Raw genomic sequence first — 14,418 nt, 5'->3', positions numbered from 1 at the left:
GCGCACGCGCCTGTCCCCGGATGGTTTCAGGCCTAGGCCAGGCCCTTCAGCTCCGACACCAGGTCGGTCTTCTCCCACGAGAAGCCGCCCTCGTTGTCCGGCGTGCGGCCGAAGTGGCCGTAGGCGGCGGTGCGGGCGTAGATCGGCTTGTTCAGCTGCAGGTGCTCGCGGATCGAACGCGGGGTGGCGCCGCCGATCAGTTGCGGCAGCAGCTTTTCCAGCTGGGCCGGATCGACCTTGCCGGTGCCGTGCAGGTCGACGTGGAACGACACGGGCTGGGCGACGCCGATCGCGTAGGCGATCTGGATGGTGCAGCGGTCGGCCAGGCCCGCGGCCACGACGTTCTTGGCCAGGTAACGGCAGGCATAGGCGGCCGAACGGTCGACCTTGGTCGGATCCTTGCCCGAGAAGGCGCCGCCGCCGTGCGGGGCCGCGCCGCCGTAGGTGTCGACGATGATCTTGCGACCGGTGACGCCGGCGTCGCCGTCCGGGCCGCCGATCTCGAAGCGGCCGGTCGGGTTGACCAGCCACTGGGTCTTCTTGGTGATCAGGCCGTCCGGGAAGATCGGCAGGATGTGCGGCTTGATCAGGTCCAGCACGCGCTTGGAGGTCGGGGTCTTGCCGCCGATCTTCTTCTTGTGTTGGTGCGAGACCACGATCGAGACCACCCGGACCGGCTTGCCGGCGCCGTCATATTCCAGGGTCACCTGGCTCTTGGCGTCGGGTTCCAGCTCCGACAGCTCGCCCGAGTGGCGCAGCTGGGCCAGGCGGCTGAGGATGTTGTGGCTGTATTGCAGCGTGGCCGGCATCAGCTCAGGGGTCTCGGTGCTGGCGTAACCGAACATGATGCCCTGGTCGCCGGCGCCTTCGTCCTTCTTGTCCGAGGCGTCGACGCCCTGGGCGATGTGCGCCGACTGGCCGTGCAGATAGTTGGCGTACTTGGCCTTCTCCCAGTGGAAGCCCTTCTGCTCGTAGCCGATGTCCTTGATCGCCGCCCGGACCTTGGGCTCCAGCGACTTGAGGATGTCCTTGGTCAGCTGCTTGTTGGCGGCCTTGTCGCCGCCCGGCTTGCCGGCCCGCACTTCGCCCGCCAGGACGATGCGGTTGGTGGTCACCAGGGTCTCGCAGGCGACGCGCGCCTCCGGGTCGACGCTCAGGAAGGCGTCGACCACGGTGTCGCTGATCCGATCGGCGACCTTGTCCGGATGGCCTTCGGAAACGCTTTCGCTGGTGAAGATGTAGGAAGAACGGCTCAAGGGTCAGCTCCGGACATGACGACGCCCGTTCGGACGGTCTGCCCGAAGGAACTAGTCACGAACATATAAAGATATGTTTATGTCCGCAAGCCGCCCTGGCCTGCTTTCGCCGATCAGGCTTCCGGCTCTTCCTCGATCAGTTCATCCGCCATCGACCGGACGAGGTCGAGGATGCGCCGACGGACACGGGATTTGCCGATGCGCGGGAACAGCGCGGCCAGCTCAAGGCCTTCCGGAGTCATCAGGAAATCGTGCACGAACTGCTCGGAGCCGTTTTCCTCGAAACCGTCGACGTCGGTCGGGTCGGCCAGGCCTTCGAAGAAGTAGGACACCGACGACTGCAGGCTCTTGGCGATCTCGTACAGCTTGGAAGCGCTGACGCGGTTGGCGCCGCGCTCGTACTTCTGCACCTGCTGGAAGGTCAGGCCCAGGTCATCGGCCAGACGCTCCTGGCTGACGCCGAGTATCTTGCGCCGCATGCGGATGCGGGCGCCGACGTGCAGGTCGATCGGGTTGGGGGAGCGGTCTTGGTCAGAGGTCGTGTTCATGCCGTTCAATCACTTGGGGGAAAAAGCCACGGATATCTGGAAGCCTGTCTGTTTCAGTTCGGGACTTTTTCCAAGCGCCGACCCCCTGGAAAGCGAATCGCGGCGGCGAATGAAACCAAAAGCAGCACTCCGAACGGCCAGTGCCCCAGCCTGGAAAACAGAGTCGGCGAGCCGACATAGGGCGCATTACCGTCGATCACGCCTGATTCGCCAAGATCCAGGCGGGCGCCAGGCAGGATCCGCCCCTGGGCGTCGATCAGGGCGGAGACGCCGGTGGGGGTCGCGCGGATCAACGGCAGGCCTGTCTCGATCGCCCGGTAACTGGCCAGGTTCAGGTGCTGCAGCGGCCCGGACGTCACGCCGAACCAGGCGTCGTTGGAGACATTGATGATGGCCCGTACGCCCGGCGCCGGCTCGGCCAGGCGCGGGAACAGGCTTTCGTAGCAGATCAGCGGCTGGACCAGCAGGTTCGGGGCGATCCGCAACGGCCGGGGCGCCGGCCCGGTGGCGAAGCCGTCGCCCAGGTGAGCCATGCTCTTGACGCCCAGCTTCGTCATCAGGGCGTCGGCTGGCAGGTATTCGCCGAACGGCACCAGGCGGTGCTTGTCGTAAATCCCCACCACCTCGACGTCGCCGGCCGTGCGCCGCAGGGCGACCAGGCTGTTGTAATAGACCGGCTTGTCGGGCGTCCCCTCGTAGCGATAGCCGCCCAGCAGCATCAGTTGGCCGGGCTTGAGGGCGTCGACGATGGCCTGCCGCACCCAGCTGCCGGGGACCATGTAGTCGTTGATCGCCAGCGGCAGGGCGCCCTCGGGCCAGACCACGAGGTCGGCGGGCTTGCCAGCGTACGGCTTGGCGGTCAGCGAGACATAGGCCTGGACGATCTGGGCGAACCGCCGCTCGTCCCACTTGGATTCCTGCGGGATGTCGGCCTGGACGATACGGACGGTGGTGGGCGATTGACCGGCGGCCGGCGCCGGCGCGGCGCGCAGCAGCCACCCGCCGGCGAAGAGCACGATCAGGCCGGCGAGGGCCGCCCCGACCGCGATCCGGCCGCGTCGACCATCACGCCAGACGGCCGGAGCCGCGGCGATGGCCAGGGTGATCCAGGTCAGGCCGTAGGCGCCGACCAGGGCCGCGATCTGCGACACGGCCGAGCCCGCCTTCCAGGTCTCGCCCGGCAGGTTCCAGGGAAAGCCGGTCAGGACATGGCCGCGCGTCCATTCCAGGGCCGCATAGGCTCCGGCGAACACCAGCACTCGGCGCACGCCGGGGGGGCGGACCAGGCGATAGAGCATCGCCGCCAAACCCCAGAACAGCGCCATCCCGGCGGCCATGGCGGCGACGGCGAACGGCGCCATCCAGCCCTGGTTGGCGGCGTCGACCATAAAGGCCTCGGCGATCCACCAGGTGCCGAGACCGAAATAGGCGAGCCCCGCCAGCCAGCCGCGAAAGAAGGCCGAGCGCAGGGGCCGTGGACCGTCGATCGCGTCCAGCAGCCAGAGAAGCGCGGCATAGCCCAGCAGGCCCGGCAGGATCCCGAACGGCGGATGGGCCAGGGCGGCGGCCAGGCCCGCCAGCAGGGCCAGGGCCCGGGCGCGCCACGGCGTCAGCTTCGGCAAGGCCGGCAGGGTCACGAAGCGGCCACGCGTCCGGGCGGGTCGGTCGCCTCGGCCTCCGGGGCGACGACGGGGCGCACCCGCACCCGGCGCACGCGACGCGGATCGGCCTCGACCACTTCCAGATCAAAGCCGGCCGGATGGGCGATCACCTCGCCGCGCTGCGGCACGCGGCCGGCCAGGGCCACCACCAGACCAGCGACGGTGTCGATGTCCTCTTCCATGTCCGGCGGGGCCAGGTCGCGGTCGAGGGCGGCCTCCAGGTCCTCCAGCGGCGCGCGGGCGTCGACCTCGAACAGGCCACCGGGACGGGCGACGATGTTGGACACCTGGGCGTCGTCGTGCTCGTCGTCGATCTCGCCGACCACCGCCTCGATCAGGTCCTCCATGGTCACCAGGCCGTCGGTGCCGCCGAACTCGTCGATGACCAGGGCCATGTGGATACGGCTGGTGCGCATGCGCAGCAACAGGTCGGCCGCCCGCATCGAGGCCGGCACGTACAGCGCCTCGCGCCGCAGCCGGTGCAGGATCTGGTCGGTGGGACCCGGGCGCTTGTCGTCATCGGCCAGCAGGCGGAACACGTCCTTGACGTGAACCACGCCGACCGGATCGTCCAGGGTCTCGCGATAGATCGGCATCCGCGAGTGCTCGGCCTCGGTGAACTGGGCCACCAGCGCCTCGAACGCCGTCGACACCTCGACCGCCACGATGTCGGCGCGCGGGGTCATCACGTCGGCCACCCGCAGGCTCTGGAAGGCCTCGGCCTGGTCGACCATGTCGACCTCGTGGACCATGGACGGATCGGCCGGACGCGGGGCCTCGGCCAGGCCCGGCACGCCGCGGCCCGCCAGGTCCTTGCGCATCTTGCGGAAGAACGCCCGCAGGCCCCGACTCAGGCGAGCCGGGCCGGCGGGCGTGGAACTCTGGTCGTCGCTGGGCATGCCCTGGCTTGGTTATCCCTCTGGGGACGCGGGTTCGGCATAGGGGTCGGGAATGTCCAAGCCCGCGAGGATCTCGCGCTCGAACGCTTCCATCGCCTCGGCCTCGGCGTCGTCCTGATGGTCGTATCCTAAGAGATGAAGCACCCCGTGCGCCACCAGATGTTGCAAGTGGTGCGCGAGGGGCTTGCCTTGCTCGACCGCTTCGCGCTGGCACACCCCGAACGCCAGGGCGATGTCGCCGATCTGGCCCTCCGGATTGGGGGGCGAGGGGAAGGACAGCACGTTGGTCGCGTAGTCCTTCTGGCGAAAGTCGCGGTTCAGCGCCTGGACGCTGTCGTCGTCGGCCAGCAGAATGACGATGCCCCCGCCCTCGACGTCTTCGTGGGCGTCCAGCACCGCCTGGGCGGCGCGCCAGACCAGGGCCTCGACCTCGGGCTCGGCCTGGGTCCAGGCCTCGTCCTCGATCTCGATGTCGACCGTGATCGTCATCTAGCGGGTCGTGGTCTGCAGGGCGTCGGCGTCGTAGGCCTTGACGATGCGCTCGACCAGCGGGTGGCGGACCACGTCGGCCGAGGTGAAGCGCGACACCGCCACGCCCTCGACGCCTTCCAGGATCGACACCGCGTGGGCCAGGCCGGAGTCGCGGGGGTTCAGCAGGTCGACCTGGGTCGGGTCGCCCGTCACCACCATCCGCGCGCCTTCGCCCAGCCGGGTCAGGACCATCTTCATCTGCAGGCGCGAGCAGTTCTGGGCCTCGTCGACGATGACGAACGCATGAGCCAGGGTGCGGCCGCGCATGAAGGCGATCGGGGCGACCTCGATCTCCAGCTTCTCGCGGCGGCGGCGCAGCTGGTCGGCGCCCATGATGTCGGTCAGGGCCTCCCAGACCGGCGCCATGTAGGGGTCGACCTTCTCGTTCAGGTCGCCTGGCAGGAAGCCCAGCTTCTCGCCGGCCTCGACCGCGGGGCGGGTGACGATCAGGCGATCGACCTCGCCGCGCAGCAGCATGCCCGCGCCCTGGGCGACGGCCAGGAAGGTCTTGCCGGTGCCGGCGGGGCCCAGACCAAAGCACAGCGGGTGGCTGGCCATGGCCTCCATGTAGCGGGCCTGGCCCTTGGTCTTGGGCGAGACGTTGCCCTTGCGCACGGCGCGGGGCGAGGCCTGGCCGCCGGCGCTGTGGGCCTCGCCCACCGCCACCCGCACGTCGGCCTCGACCACCTCGTCGTCGGCGTCGGCCCGGTCGGCCAGGGCGACGATCGCCCGCTTGGCGCTGGAGCGGCCCTTGACGTCGCCGGTGATCGTCACCCCGCCGCCCGGGGTCTCGATCAGCACCTTGAAGGCGTCCTCGATCAGGGCGGCGTGACGGCCGTTCGGGCCGGAAACGGCGCGCACGGCGGTGTCGGACAGGGGCAGGAACTCAGGCGTACGGCTCAAGCGGGCTCCGGGAGATGTTGGGTCTCGAGCACCCCGCCCAGGCTCATCTTGGCGGACGACTCGATGCGGACAGGAACGATCTGGCCCAGCAGGCTGTCGGGGCCCACCGCGTGCACGGCTTGCAGATAGGGACTGCGGCCGACGATTTGACCGGGATTGCGGCCTTTTTTCTCGAACAGCACCGGCATGACCTTGCCGACCTGCAGGGCGTTGAACGCCTTCTGCTGCTGGTCGAGCAGGGCGTTGAGGCGATCCAGGCGCTCGGCCTTGACCGCTTCGTCCACCTGGCCCGGCATGGCCGAGGCCGGGGTGCCGGGGCGGCGCGAATATTTGAACGAGAAGGCGCTGGCGAAGCCGACCTCGCGAACCAGCTCCAGCGTCTTGTCGAAATCGCCGTCGCGCTCGCCGGGGAAGCCGACGATGAAGTCGCCGCTCATGGCGATGTCGGGCCGCGCAGCGCGGATCTTCTCGACCAGCCGCACATAGCTTTCGGCCGTGTGGTCGCGGTTCATCGCCTTGAGGATCTTGTCGCTGCCCGCCTGCACCGGCAGGTGCAGATAGGGCATCAACTCGGGCAGCTCGCCGTGGGCCTCGATCAGGTCGTCGCCCATGTCGCGCGGATGGCTGGTGGTGTAGCGGATGCGGTCCAGGCCCGGGATCTTGGCCAGCCGGCGCACCAGCCGGGCCAGGGTATAGCCGCCGCCGTCATAGGCGTTGACGTTCTGGCCCAGCAGGGTGACCTCGCGCACGCCCTGGTCGGCCAGGCGTCTGGCCTCGTCCTCGATGGCTTCCGGCGGCCGCGACCATTCCCCGCCGCGGGTGTAGGGCACCACGCAGAAGGTGCAGAACTTGTCGCAGCCCTCCTGCACGGTCAGGAAGGCGGTGACGCCGCTCACCTGGCGCTCGGCGGGCAGGGCGTCGAACTTCTCGTCGGCGGCGAAGTCGGCCGACAGCCGCTCGCCGGTGGCCCGGTGGGCGCGGGCGATCAGCTCGGGCAGCTGGTGATAGGCCTGAGGCCCGACGACGAGATCGACCGCCGGCTGGCGATGCATGATCTCCTTGCCCTCGGCCTGGGCCACGCAGCCGGCCACGGCGATGGTCATCCGGCCGCCGGCCTCGGCCTTGCGGCCCTTCATCTGCTTGATGTAGCCCAGTTCCGAATAGACCTTCTCGGTGGCCTTCTCGCGGATGTGGCAGGTGTTGAGCACCACCAGATCGGCCCCTTCGGGATCGTCGACCACGCCATAGCCCAGCGGACGCAGGACATCGGCCATGCGCTCGCTGTCATAGACGTTCATCTGACAGCCGTAGGTCTTGATATAGAGGCGCTTTTGCGGGGTCTCGCTCATCGGGGCGTTATGAGCGCGAGGGGGCGATCCTGCAAGGACGTGGAGGTCACACCCAATCTCCTTCTCCCCTTGCAGGAGAAGGTGGCCTGCGAAGCAGGTCGGATGAGGGGTCGATGAAAGGGACCGCTGTGGAGCGGGACGGGCGGATGAAGCGTCGGCGTTCTGAGAGACCCCTCATCCGTCAGCTGCGCTGACACCTTCTCCCGCAAGGGGAGAAGGATAAGGAAGGCCCCTATTCCTCGATCGGAACCCCGTACAACTCCAGCCGGTGGTCCACCAGCTTGTAGCCCAGCTTCCGCGCGATGGCGTTCTGCAGGGCCTCGATCTCCTCGTCCACGAACTCGACGACCTTGCCGGTCTTCATGTCGATCAGGTGGTCGTGGTGATGGTCGGGGGTCTCTTCGTAGCGCGAACGGCCGTCGCGGAAGTCGTGGCGCTCGATGATGCCGCTTTCCTCGAACAACCGGACGGTCCGATAGACGGTGGCGATCGAGATGTGCGGGTCCACGGCGTGGGCGCGGCGGTGCAGCTCCTCGACGTCCGGATGGTCGGTGGCCGCCGACAGCACGCGGGCGATGACCCGACGCTGGTCGGTCATGCGCATGCCTTTATCGATGCAAAGCTTTTCGAGGCGGTCCACGGCGGCGTCTCCGGAAAGATGAATCCAAGCCAGATTCGCGGGCAAGATAGGGGCTTGGCCGCTAGCTGTTAAGCACCCGACGCATCACCACCGCGTCCTTGGCCCCATCCGCATGGGGATAATAGCCTTTTCTCAGGCCGACGCGGGCGAAGCCGGTGGTCTCGTAGAGCCCGATCGCCGCAACGTTGTCGGCCGCGACCTCAAGGAACATCTCGAAGGCGGCGGCTTCCTTGGCGACGCCGGCCGCCATCTCCACCAGGGCCGCGCCCCAGCCGCGGCGACGGGCGGCGGGCTCGACGGCCACGGTCAGGATCTCGGCCTCGCCGGCGATCGCCCGGCACAGGATGAAGCCCTTGGCCTCTTGCGGATCGCCCGCCTCGCCCAGCACGGCGAAGACGCCGGGGCCCTTGAGCAGGGTCTCGAACGCTTCCGCCGTCCAGGGCCGGTCGAAGGCGCGGTCATGCAGGTCGGCCAGGGTGAAACAGGCTTCCAGCCCGACGGGACGCAGGATCATGCGGCCGGCGCCACGGCGTAGGGCGCGCGCAGGTAAAGCGGCCGGGGCGAATGGCTGGGCGCGGGCCTGGCGGCGGCCAGGCGGGCGATGGCGACCGGATCGGCATAGGCCGGCGTCAGCACGGTCGCTTCGGGCAGGACGTCGGCGACCAGCGGCGCGCCTGAACCGACCAGGGTGGCCGGCCCGCCCGAACAGAGCTCGGCCAGGCGCGCGGCGGCGACCCCGACCTCCAGGGCGTCGGGGGCCATCAGCGCCTTGCCGCCGTCGAACACCTGCAGATAGACTTGGCCCATCTTGGCGTCGAGCACCCCGGCCACCAGCCCTGTCGCGTTCGCCGAGGCGGCCAGGGCCTCCAGCGTATTGACGCCGACGCAGGGGATCGACAGGGCCGTGGCCAGGCCCTTGGCGAACGACAGGCCGACCCGCAGGCCAGTGAACGAGCCGGGGCCGACCGTGACGGCGATGCGGGTCAGCGCGGCGAACCTCGCCCCGGCCTCGGCGGCGACCTCCCGGGCCAGGACCGCGATGCGCTCCTGGTGGCCGCGGGTCATCGGTTCGCTGCGGGCGGCGAGGACCGTGTCGCCGTCCAGGATGGCGACGGAGCTGGCGGCGAGGCAGGTGTCGAGGGCGAGGATCATTGGACCGGCGCTCCGCCGCGCCACAGGAACTCCCGCAGGACAGCCTTGTCCCGCAGCGTCGCCTCAGGCGGCATCGCCTCCTGCGTCCAGCCGGGCACGCCGAACACGTAGCGCAGCACCGGCTCGCCGGGCTGGGTGCAGATTACCGCGTGGACGTCGCGGTCCTTGCCCGCCCAGCAGCGCGGATAGTCCATGCCGGCGTCGGCCCACTTCATGCCTAGCGTCTCGCCGCGTGGCCCCTTGGGAGCGCCGCCGCTGACGCGGATGTCGCCGACCTTGGTCGTGCCGGGATTGCCCTGGATCTCGATCATGCCGCCGCCCTGCTCGACCGTGATGATCGGGGTCGGTTCGCCCGAGCCCTGATGCAGGAAAGCGGACTTCACCACCGCTTTCGGAAAGCGGGGCTTGATGGCGTCGAGCGAGAAGTCGGTCTGGGCCATGACCGGGCCGACCGAGAACTCGTCCAGCATCAGCGGGCCGCCGACATAGGGCGTGAAGCGGTCGACGGCGCCGGACGCGTCCTTCCGCGTCGCCATGGCGGGAGCCGGGGCGATCGCAGGCGCGGCGGTTTTGGAGCCGGCCGGCTTGTCGGCCGGCCCGCAGGCGGCCAGGACCAGCAGGGGCGCTGCGAGGATCAAGCGTCGGAACATCGGATCAGGCCGCGCCGACGGCGGCCTTCTCGGCCGGGCGCCAGACGAACTCGTTCAGCTGGCCCTTGGCCTTCAGGACCTCGACCGGCGGCAGGCCGCCCTTGGCCCAGCCGGGGACGCCGAACACGTAGGACACGGTCGGGGCCTCGGGTCGCACGCAGACGGCCTGGCTGACGGTGCGGCCCTCGCCGGCCCGGCACTGGGCGATGTCGAACGACAGGTCGGCCCACCTTGCGAGCAGGGCTTCGCCCTTGGGACCCTGGACCGGCCCGCCGGCCAGGCGAATCTCGCCAATGCCGCCTTCGGAGCCCTTGCCGATCTCCAGCAGCGGGACATTGTCCTGCTCGACGGTGATGATCGGTCCGGGCGGGCCCTCGCCGGTGTGGATGAAGGCGCTCTTGACCACCGCCTTGGGGAACAGGGCCTTGATGGTCGCCAGGTCGAAGGCCGTCTCGCCGGTGATCGGGCCCACGCCGTCGGCGCGCACATGCAGCGGCCCGCCGACATAGGGCGTGACCGCGATGGCGACGGGTCCGGACTTGGGGACCTCCGCACCGGCGGCGGCCGGCGGCGCGGCGGTGTCGGCTTGCTTGGCGGGGCCGCAGGCGGCGAGCAGCAGCAGCGGAGCGGCGATCAGGGCGAGGCGCTGGGTCATGGGGGCGGTTCTAGCACCGGCCTTATGATGTTCGCCACCAGCACAAACCGTCGTCATCCCGGCCTTGGCGGCGCGAAGACCGGGATGACGACCTTTTTGGGATTTCGGGACCCGATCAGAGGATCTTCGTGGCTTCCTCGAAGGCGAGGCGCGGATTGCGCGGGAACAGGTTTTCTTCGGTGCCGTAGCCGATCGAGGCGATGAAGTTCGACTTGATGTTGGTCCCGGCGAAGAACTCCTTGTCGACGGCGGCGTTGTCGAAGCCCGACATCGGGCCGACGTCCAGGCCCAGCGCCCGCGCCGCCAGGATGAAATAGCCGCCTTGCAGCGAGCTGTTGCGCAGCGCGGCGACTTCCTTGGCCACGGGGTCGCCGAACCAGTGCTTGGCGCCCGGGGCGTTGGGGAACAGGCGGTCCAGGGTCTCGGGGAAGTCCAGGTCGTAGCCGATGATGACGGTCACCGGCGCCTGGAGGATCTTCGGGCCGTTCGAACCCGACGACAGCGCCGCCAGCCTGGCCTTGGCTTCAGGGCTTTGCAGGAACACGAAGCGCGCCGGGGTGGTGTTGGCCGCAGTGGGGCCGAACTTCACCAGGTCGTACAGCTCGCGCAGCACCGGTTCGGGGATGGGCCGGTCGCTCCAGCCGTTGCGCGTGCGGGCCTTGGTGAACAGTTGGTCGAGAGCCGTGTCGGCGAGCTTGGCCATCAGCGATCCTTATCAGCGGTATAACTGCAACTTATACAGTTACGATAAGGTCGCAAAAAGGCGCTGGCAAGGCGCCGCAGGCGTATTCCCTTGCCCCTACGCGCACGCGCGCAGGCCGGTTCGGGCCTAAAGCGTCTGCTCGACGCGGGTCACTTCCGGCACGTAGTGCTTGAGCATGTTCTCGACCCCGGCCTTCAGCGTGGCCGACGACGACGGGCAACCCGAGCAGGCGCCGCGCATGTGCAGCCAGACCACGCCGGTGGCGGGCTCGAACTTGCTGAACACGATGTCGCCGCCGTCCTGGGCCACGGCCGGACGGATGCGGGTGTCGAGCAGGTCCTTGATCTCGGCGACGATCTGGGCGGTTTCGTCGTCGTAGACGCCGTCCTCGTCGTGACCGCTCTCGACCTGGTCCAGCAGCAGGGGCCGACCGCTGGTGAAGTGGTCCATGATGGCGGCCAGGATCGGCGCCTTCAGGTGCGGCCATTCGGCGCCCTCGGCCTTGGTCACCGTGAGGAAATCCGGGCCGAAGAACACGCGGTTGACGTCACCCAGACGGAACAGCGCCTCAGCCAGCGGCGAGGCGTCGCCCTCCTCGGCGGTGCGGAACTCGCGCGCGCCTTCACCCAGCACTTCGCGGCCGGGCAGGAACTTCAGGACCTCGGGGTTGGGCGTGGTTTCGGTCTGGATGAACATGGCGGAGAGATGGACCCGGCAGCCCCGCAAGACAAGAGGCCGGACCTGCGGCGGGGCGCCGCTTACGTCATCGTGACAAACCTCCGGGCTTGTGGCTCCATCGTCAAAACAGATGTTTCAGGGAGGTCGCCATGAGCGACGGAGCCATCGACCTGTCGAGCGACGCCCAGAGGGACGCGGCCAGGGCCAAGGCCTATGCCACGCCCCTGGAACTGATCGACGTCGCCGATCCCGCCCTGTTCCAGGCCGACGCCCACTGGCCCTATTTCGAGCGGCTGCGGGCCGAGGACCCTGTCCACTACTGCGCCAACAGCGAGCACGGCCCCTACTGGTCGATCACCCGCTATAACGACATCATGACCGTCGACACCACCCACCAGGTGTTCTCGTCGGACAGCAGCTTCGGCGGCATCACGATCCGCAACTTCGACGAGGACTTCGTCCTGCCGATGTTCATCGCCATGGACCCGCCCAAGCACGACATCCAGCGCAAGACCGTCAGCCCGATCGTCTCGCCCGTGAACCTGGCGTTGCTGGAGGGGACGATCCGCGAGCGAGTGGGCGGGATCCTCGACGACCTGCCGATCGGCGAGACCTTCGACTGGGTCGACAAGGTGTCGATCGAGCTGACCACCCAGATGCTGGCCACCCTGTTCGACTTTCCCTGGGAAGAGCGCCGCAAGCTGACCCGCTGGTCCGACGTCACCACCGCCGTGCCGGGGGCCGGCATCGTCGACAGCGAGGATCAGCGCCGGGCCGAACTGCTGGAGTGCCTGGCCTATTTCACCGAGCTGTGGAACCAACGGGTCAATTCGACCGAGCCCGGAAACGACCTGATCTCGATGCTGGCCCACGGCGAGGCGACGCGGAACATGCCGCCGTTCGAGTATCTGGGGAACATCCTGCTGCTGATCGTCGGCGGCAATGACACCACCCGCAACTCGATCACCGGCGGCCTGCTGGCCCTCAGCCAGAACCCGGCGGAAGAGGCCAAGCTGCGCGCCGACCCGTCGCTGATCCCCAACATGGTCTCGGAGATCATCCGCTGGCAGACGCCGCTGGCCTATATGCGCCGCACGGCGATCGCGGACTTCGAGCTGTCGGGCAAGACCATCAAGAAGGGCGACAAGGTGGTGATGTGGTACGTCTCGGGCAACCGCGACGAGACGGTGATCGACAACCCGAACGCCTTCCTGATCGACCGGCCGCGCGCCCGCCAGCACCTGTCGTTCGGCTTCGGCATCCACCGCTGCGTCGGCAACCGCCTGGCCGAGCTGCAGCTGAAGATCATCTGGGAGGAGATCCTCAAGCGCTTCCCCAAGATCGAGGTGATGGGCGAGCCCAAGCGGGTCTATTCGAGTTTCGTGAAGGGGTATGAGAGCCTGCCGGTGCGGATACCGGCGCGGCTCTAGGCGCGGTGCGTCCTTCGAGGCTCGGCTTCGCCTCGCACCTCAGGATGAGGATCTCTTTGCACTGAATTCCTCATCCTGAGGCGCCCGCGAAGCGGGCCTCGAAGGACGCAGGGCGTTCAGGCCCCCCAGAACCCCACCAGCTTCTTCACCTCCGCCACCGTCGGCGCGGCGACCTCGGACGCCCGCTCGGCCCCGGCCTTGAGGATCCGGTCGATCTCGGTCGGGTCGGCCAGGAAGCGGCGCATGGTCTCACCGACCGGGGCCAGCTTCTCGACCGCCAGCTCGGCTAGGGCCGGCTTGAAGGTCCCGAAGCCCTTGCCCGCGTACTCGGCCAGCACCTCGGCCTTGGTCCGCCCCGCCAGCGCCGCGAAGATGCCGACCAGGTTGTCGGCCTCGGGACGGGCGGCCAGCTCGTCCAGGGTCTCGGGCAGCGGCTCCGGGTCGGTGCGGGCCTTCTTGACCTTGGTGGCGATGGCGTCGGCGTCGTCGGTCAGGTTGATGCGGCTGTAGTCCGACGGGTCGGACTTGCTCATCTTGGCCGAGCCGTCGCGCAGGCTCATGATCCGCGCGCCGGGCCCCTGGATCAGCGGCTCGGGCTGGGGGAAGAAGCCTTGGACGCCGAAGTCGTGGTTGAACTTGCCGGCGATGTCGCGGGTCAGCTCCAGGTGCTGCTTCTGGTCCTCGCCCACCGGCACGTGGGTGGCCTTGTAGACCAGGATGTCGGCGGCCTGCAGCACCGGATAGGTGTAGAGGCCGACGCTGGAGCGCTCCTTGTGCTTGCCGCTCTTCTCCTTGAACTGGGTCATGCGGTCCAGCCAGCCCAGGCGGGCCACGCACTGGAAGATCCAGGCCAGTTCGGAATGCTCGCGCACCGCCGACTGCGGGAAGATCGTGGCCTTGGCCGGGTCGAGGCCCGCGGCCAGGTAGGCGGCGGCGATCTCGCGGGTCTGCTGGGCCAGCAGGGCCGGGTCCTGCCAGACGGTGATGGCGTGCAGGTCGGCCACGAAGATGAAGGTGTCCATCTCGTGCTGCAGCCGGGCGAACTTCACCAGGGCGCCGAGGTAGTTGCCCAGGTGCAGGGCGCCGGACGGCTGGACGCCGGAAAGCACGCGGGTCGGGCCCGCATAGGGGACGGGGGTGTGGTCGGTCATGGCTTCAGCCTTGGAACTTGAAACGGGCATGGCGGGCGCGTGAGAACGCGAACCGCGCCGGAAGCGCGGTGGAACGGATCAGAGAAAGCTGCGCCATCGCGGCGCGGAAGAACCGATCGAAGCCATGGACGCTGGTTACCGGGCCGAGGCGTGGAGGGCAAGGCCCCAGCCGGGGACATGCCCTCGCGGCGTGTCCCCACCGGCGGGTGCGG

General features: G+C 68.8%; 16 protein-coding genes and 1 pseudogene. 2 read left to right on the top strand and 15 right to left on the bottom strand.

The features are described from left to right. Window positions 1–32 precede the first annotated feature (32 nt). From metK to G3M57_RS00070, 14 genes are all read right to left on the bottom strand, one after another. Entirely contained in the window at window positions 33–1,256 is a 1,224-nt protein-coding gene (gene metK / locus G3M57_RS00135; RefSeq protein WP_056757324.1) for a methionine adenosyltransferase, read from the bottom strand. Between the two features lie 113 nt (window positions 1,257–1,369). Then, entirely contained in the window at window positions 1,370–1,804 is a 435-nt protein-coding gene (locus tag G3M57_RS00130; protein ID WP_019848689.1) for a helix-turn-helix domain-containing protein, read from the bottom strand. Between the two features lie 53 nt (window positions 1,805–1,857). Then, window positions 1,858–3,441: an apolipoprotein N-acyltransferase gene (gene lnt / locus G3M57_RS00125; RefSeq protein ID WP_163228322.1), complete on the bottom strand. Its 1,584-nt coding sequence runs from the start codon at window positions 3,439–3,441 to the stop codon at window positions 1,858–1,860. Continuing rightward, complete coding sequence (locus tag G3M57_RS00120; protein ID WP_163228321.1) at window positions 3,438–4,364, bottom strand: hemolysin family protein; 927 nt, start codon at window positions 4,362–4,364, stop codon at window positions 3,438–3,440. Before G3M57_RS00120 ends, lnt begins: the two co-directional genes overlap by 4 nt. A gap of 12 nt (window positions 4,365–4,376) precedes the next feature. Beyond that, window positions 4,377–4,835 carry an rRNA maturation RNase YbeY gene (ybeY, locus tag G3M57_RS00115; RefSeq protein ID WP_163233611.1) on the bottom strand — a complete coding sequence of 153 codons (459 nt, stop codon included), beginning with the start codon at window positions 4,833–4,835 and terminating at the stop codon, window positions 4,377–4,379. 18 nt (window positions 4,836–4,853) lie between these two features. Further along, window positions 4,854–5,798, bottom strand: coding sequence for a PhoH family protein (locus G3M57_RS00110; RefSeq protein ID WP_056757337.1), 945 nt, complete (start codon window positions 5,796–5,798; stop codon window positions 4,854–4,856). Continuing rightward, the gene (gene miaB, locus G3M57_RS00105; protein ID WP_163228320.1) at window positions 5,795–7,147 is read right to left on the bottom strand and encodes a tRNA (N6-isopentenyl adenosine(37)-C2)-methylthiotransferase MiaB; all 1,353 of its coding nucleotides are present in this window, start codon (window positions 7,145–7,147) and stop codon (window positions 5,795–5,797) included. The genes G3M57_RS00110 and miaB overlap by 4 nt, the downstream gene beginning before the upstream one ends. A gap of 232 nt (window positions 7,148–7,379) precedes the next feature. After that, window positions 7,380–7,787: a Fur family transcriptional regulator gene (locus G3M57_RS00100; RefSeq protein WP_029589386.1), complete on the bottom strand. Its 408-nt coding sequence runs from the start codon at window positions 7,785–7,787 to the stop codon at window positions 7,380–7,382. A 61-nt stretch (window positions 7,788–7,848) separates the two neighbouring features. After that, window positions 7,849–8,301, bottom strand: a complete 453-nt coding sequence (gene rimI, locus G3M57_RS00095) for a ribosomal protein S18-alanine N-acetyltransferase (RefSeq protein ID WP_163228319.1) — start codon at window positions 8,299–8,301, stop codon at window positions 7,849–7,851. Continuing rightward, window positions 8,298–8,939: a tRNA (adenosine(37)-N6)-threonylcarbamoyltransferase complex dimerization subunit type 1 TsaB gene (tsaB, locus tag G3M57_RS00090; RefSeq protein ID WP_163228318.1), complete on the bottom strand. Its 642-nt coding sequence runs from the start codon at window positions 8,937–8,939 to the stop codon at window positions 8,298–8,300. Before tsaB ends, rimI begins: the two co-directional genes overlap by 4 nt. Beyond that, window positions 8,936–9,589 (bottom strand): DUF1131 family protein, encoded by a 654-nt coding sequence (locus G3M57_RS00085; protein WP_163228317.1) that lies wholly within the window; start codon window positions 9,587–9,589, stop codon window positions 8,936–8,938. The genes tsaB and G3M57_RS00085 overlap by 4 nt, the downstream gene beginning before the upstream one ends. Window positions 9,590–9,593: 4 nt before the next feature. Continuing rightward, window positions 9,594–10,244: a DUF1131 family protein gene (locus tag G3M57_RS00080; RefSeq protein ID WP_163228316.1), complete on the bottom strand. Its 651-nt coding sequence runs from the start codon at window positions 10,242–10,244 to the stop codon at window positions 9,594–9,596. Between the two features lie 115 nt (window positions 10,245–10,359). Next, the gene (locus G3M57_RS00075; RefSeq protein ID WP_163228315.1) at window positions 10,360–10,947 is read right to left on the bottom strand and encodes a malonic semialdehyde reductase; all 588 of its coding nucleotides are present in this window, start codon (window positions 10,945–10,947) and stop codon (window positions 10,360–10,362) included. Between the two features lie 126 nt (window positions 10,948–11,073). After that, window positions 11,074–11,643 carry a NifU family protein gene (locus G3M57_RS00070; protein ID WP_163228314.1) on the bottom strand — a complete coding sequence of 190 codons (570 nt, stop codon included), beginning with the start codon at window positions 11,641–11,643 and terminating at the stop codon, window positions 11,074–11,076. Window positions 11,644–11,774: 131 nt separating this feature from the next. Here G3M57_RS00070 and G3M57_RS00065 point away from each other — a divergent pair, with 131 nt between their 5' ends. Then, a complete protein-coding gene (locus G3M57_RS00065; protein WP_163228313.1) occupies window positions 11,775–13,055 on the top strand; it encodes a cytochrome P450 in 1,281 nt (426 codons plus the stop codon). Continuing rightward, a pseudogene (locus tag G3M57_RS00060) lies at window positions 13,054–13,171 on the top strand (hypothetical protein); the annotation flags it as partial. The gene G3M57_RS00065 and the pseudogene G3M57_RS00060, both read left to right, overlap by 2 nt. Here G3M57_RS00060 and trpS read toward each other — a convergent pair. Next, on the bottom strand, window positions 13,172–14,206 hold the full coding sequence (gene trpS / locus G3M57_RS00055; protein WP_163228312.1) for a tryptophan--tRNA ligase: 1,035 nt from the start codon (window positions 14,204–14,206) through the stop codon (window positions 13,172–13,174). Between the last annotated feature and the right edge of the window lie 212 nt (window positions 14,207–14,418).

The organism is Caulobacter rhizosphaerae (assembly GCF_010977555.1).
Lineage (GTDB): Bacteria > Pseudomonadota > Alphaproteobacteria > Caulobacterales > Caulobacteraceae > Caulobacter > Caulobacter rhizosphaerae.
Note: the sequence above shows the minus strand (reverse complement) of the source record. Positions and strands in the feature narration are given on the sequence as shown.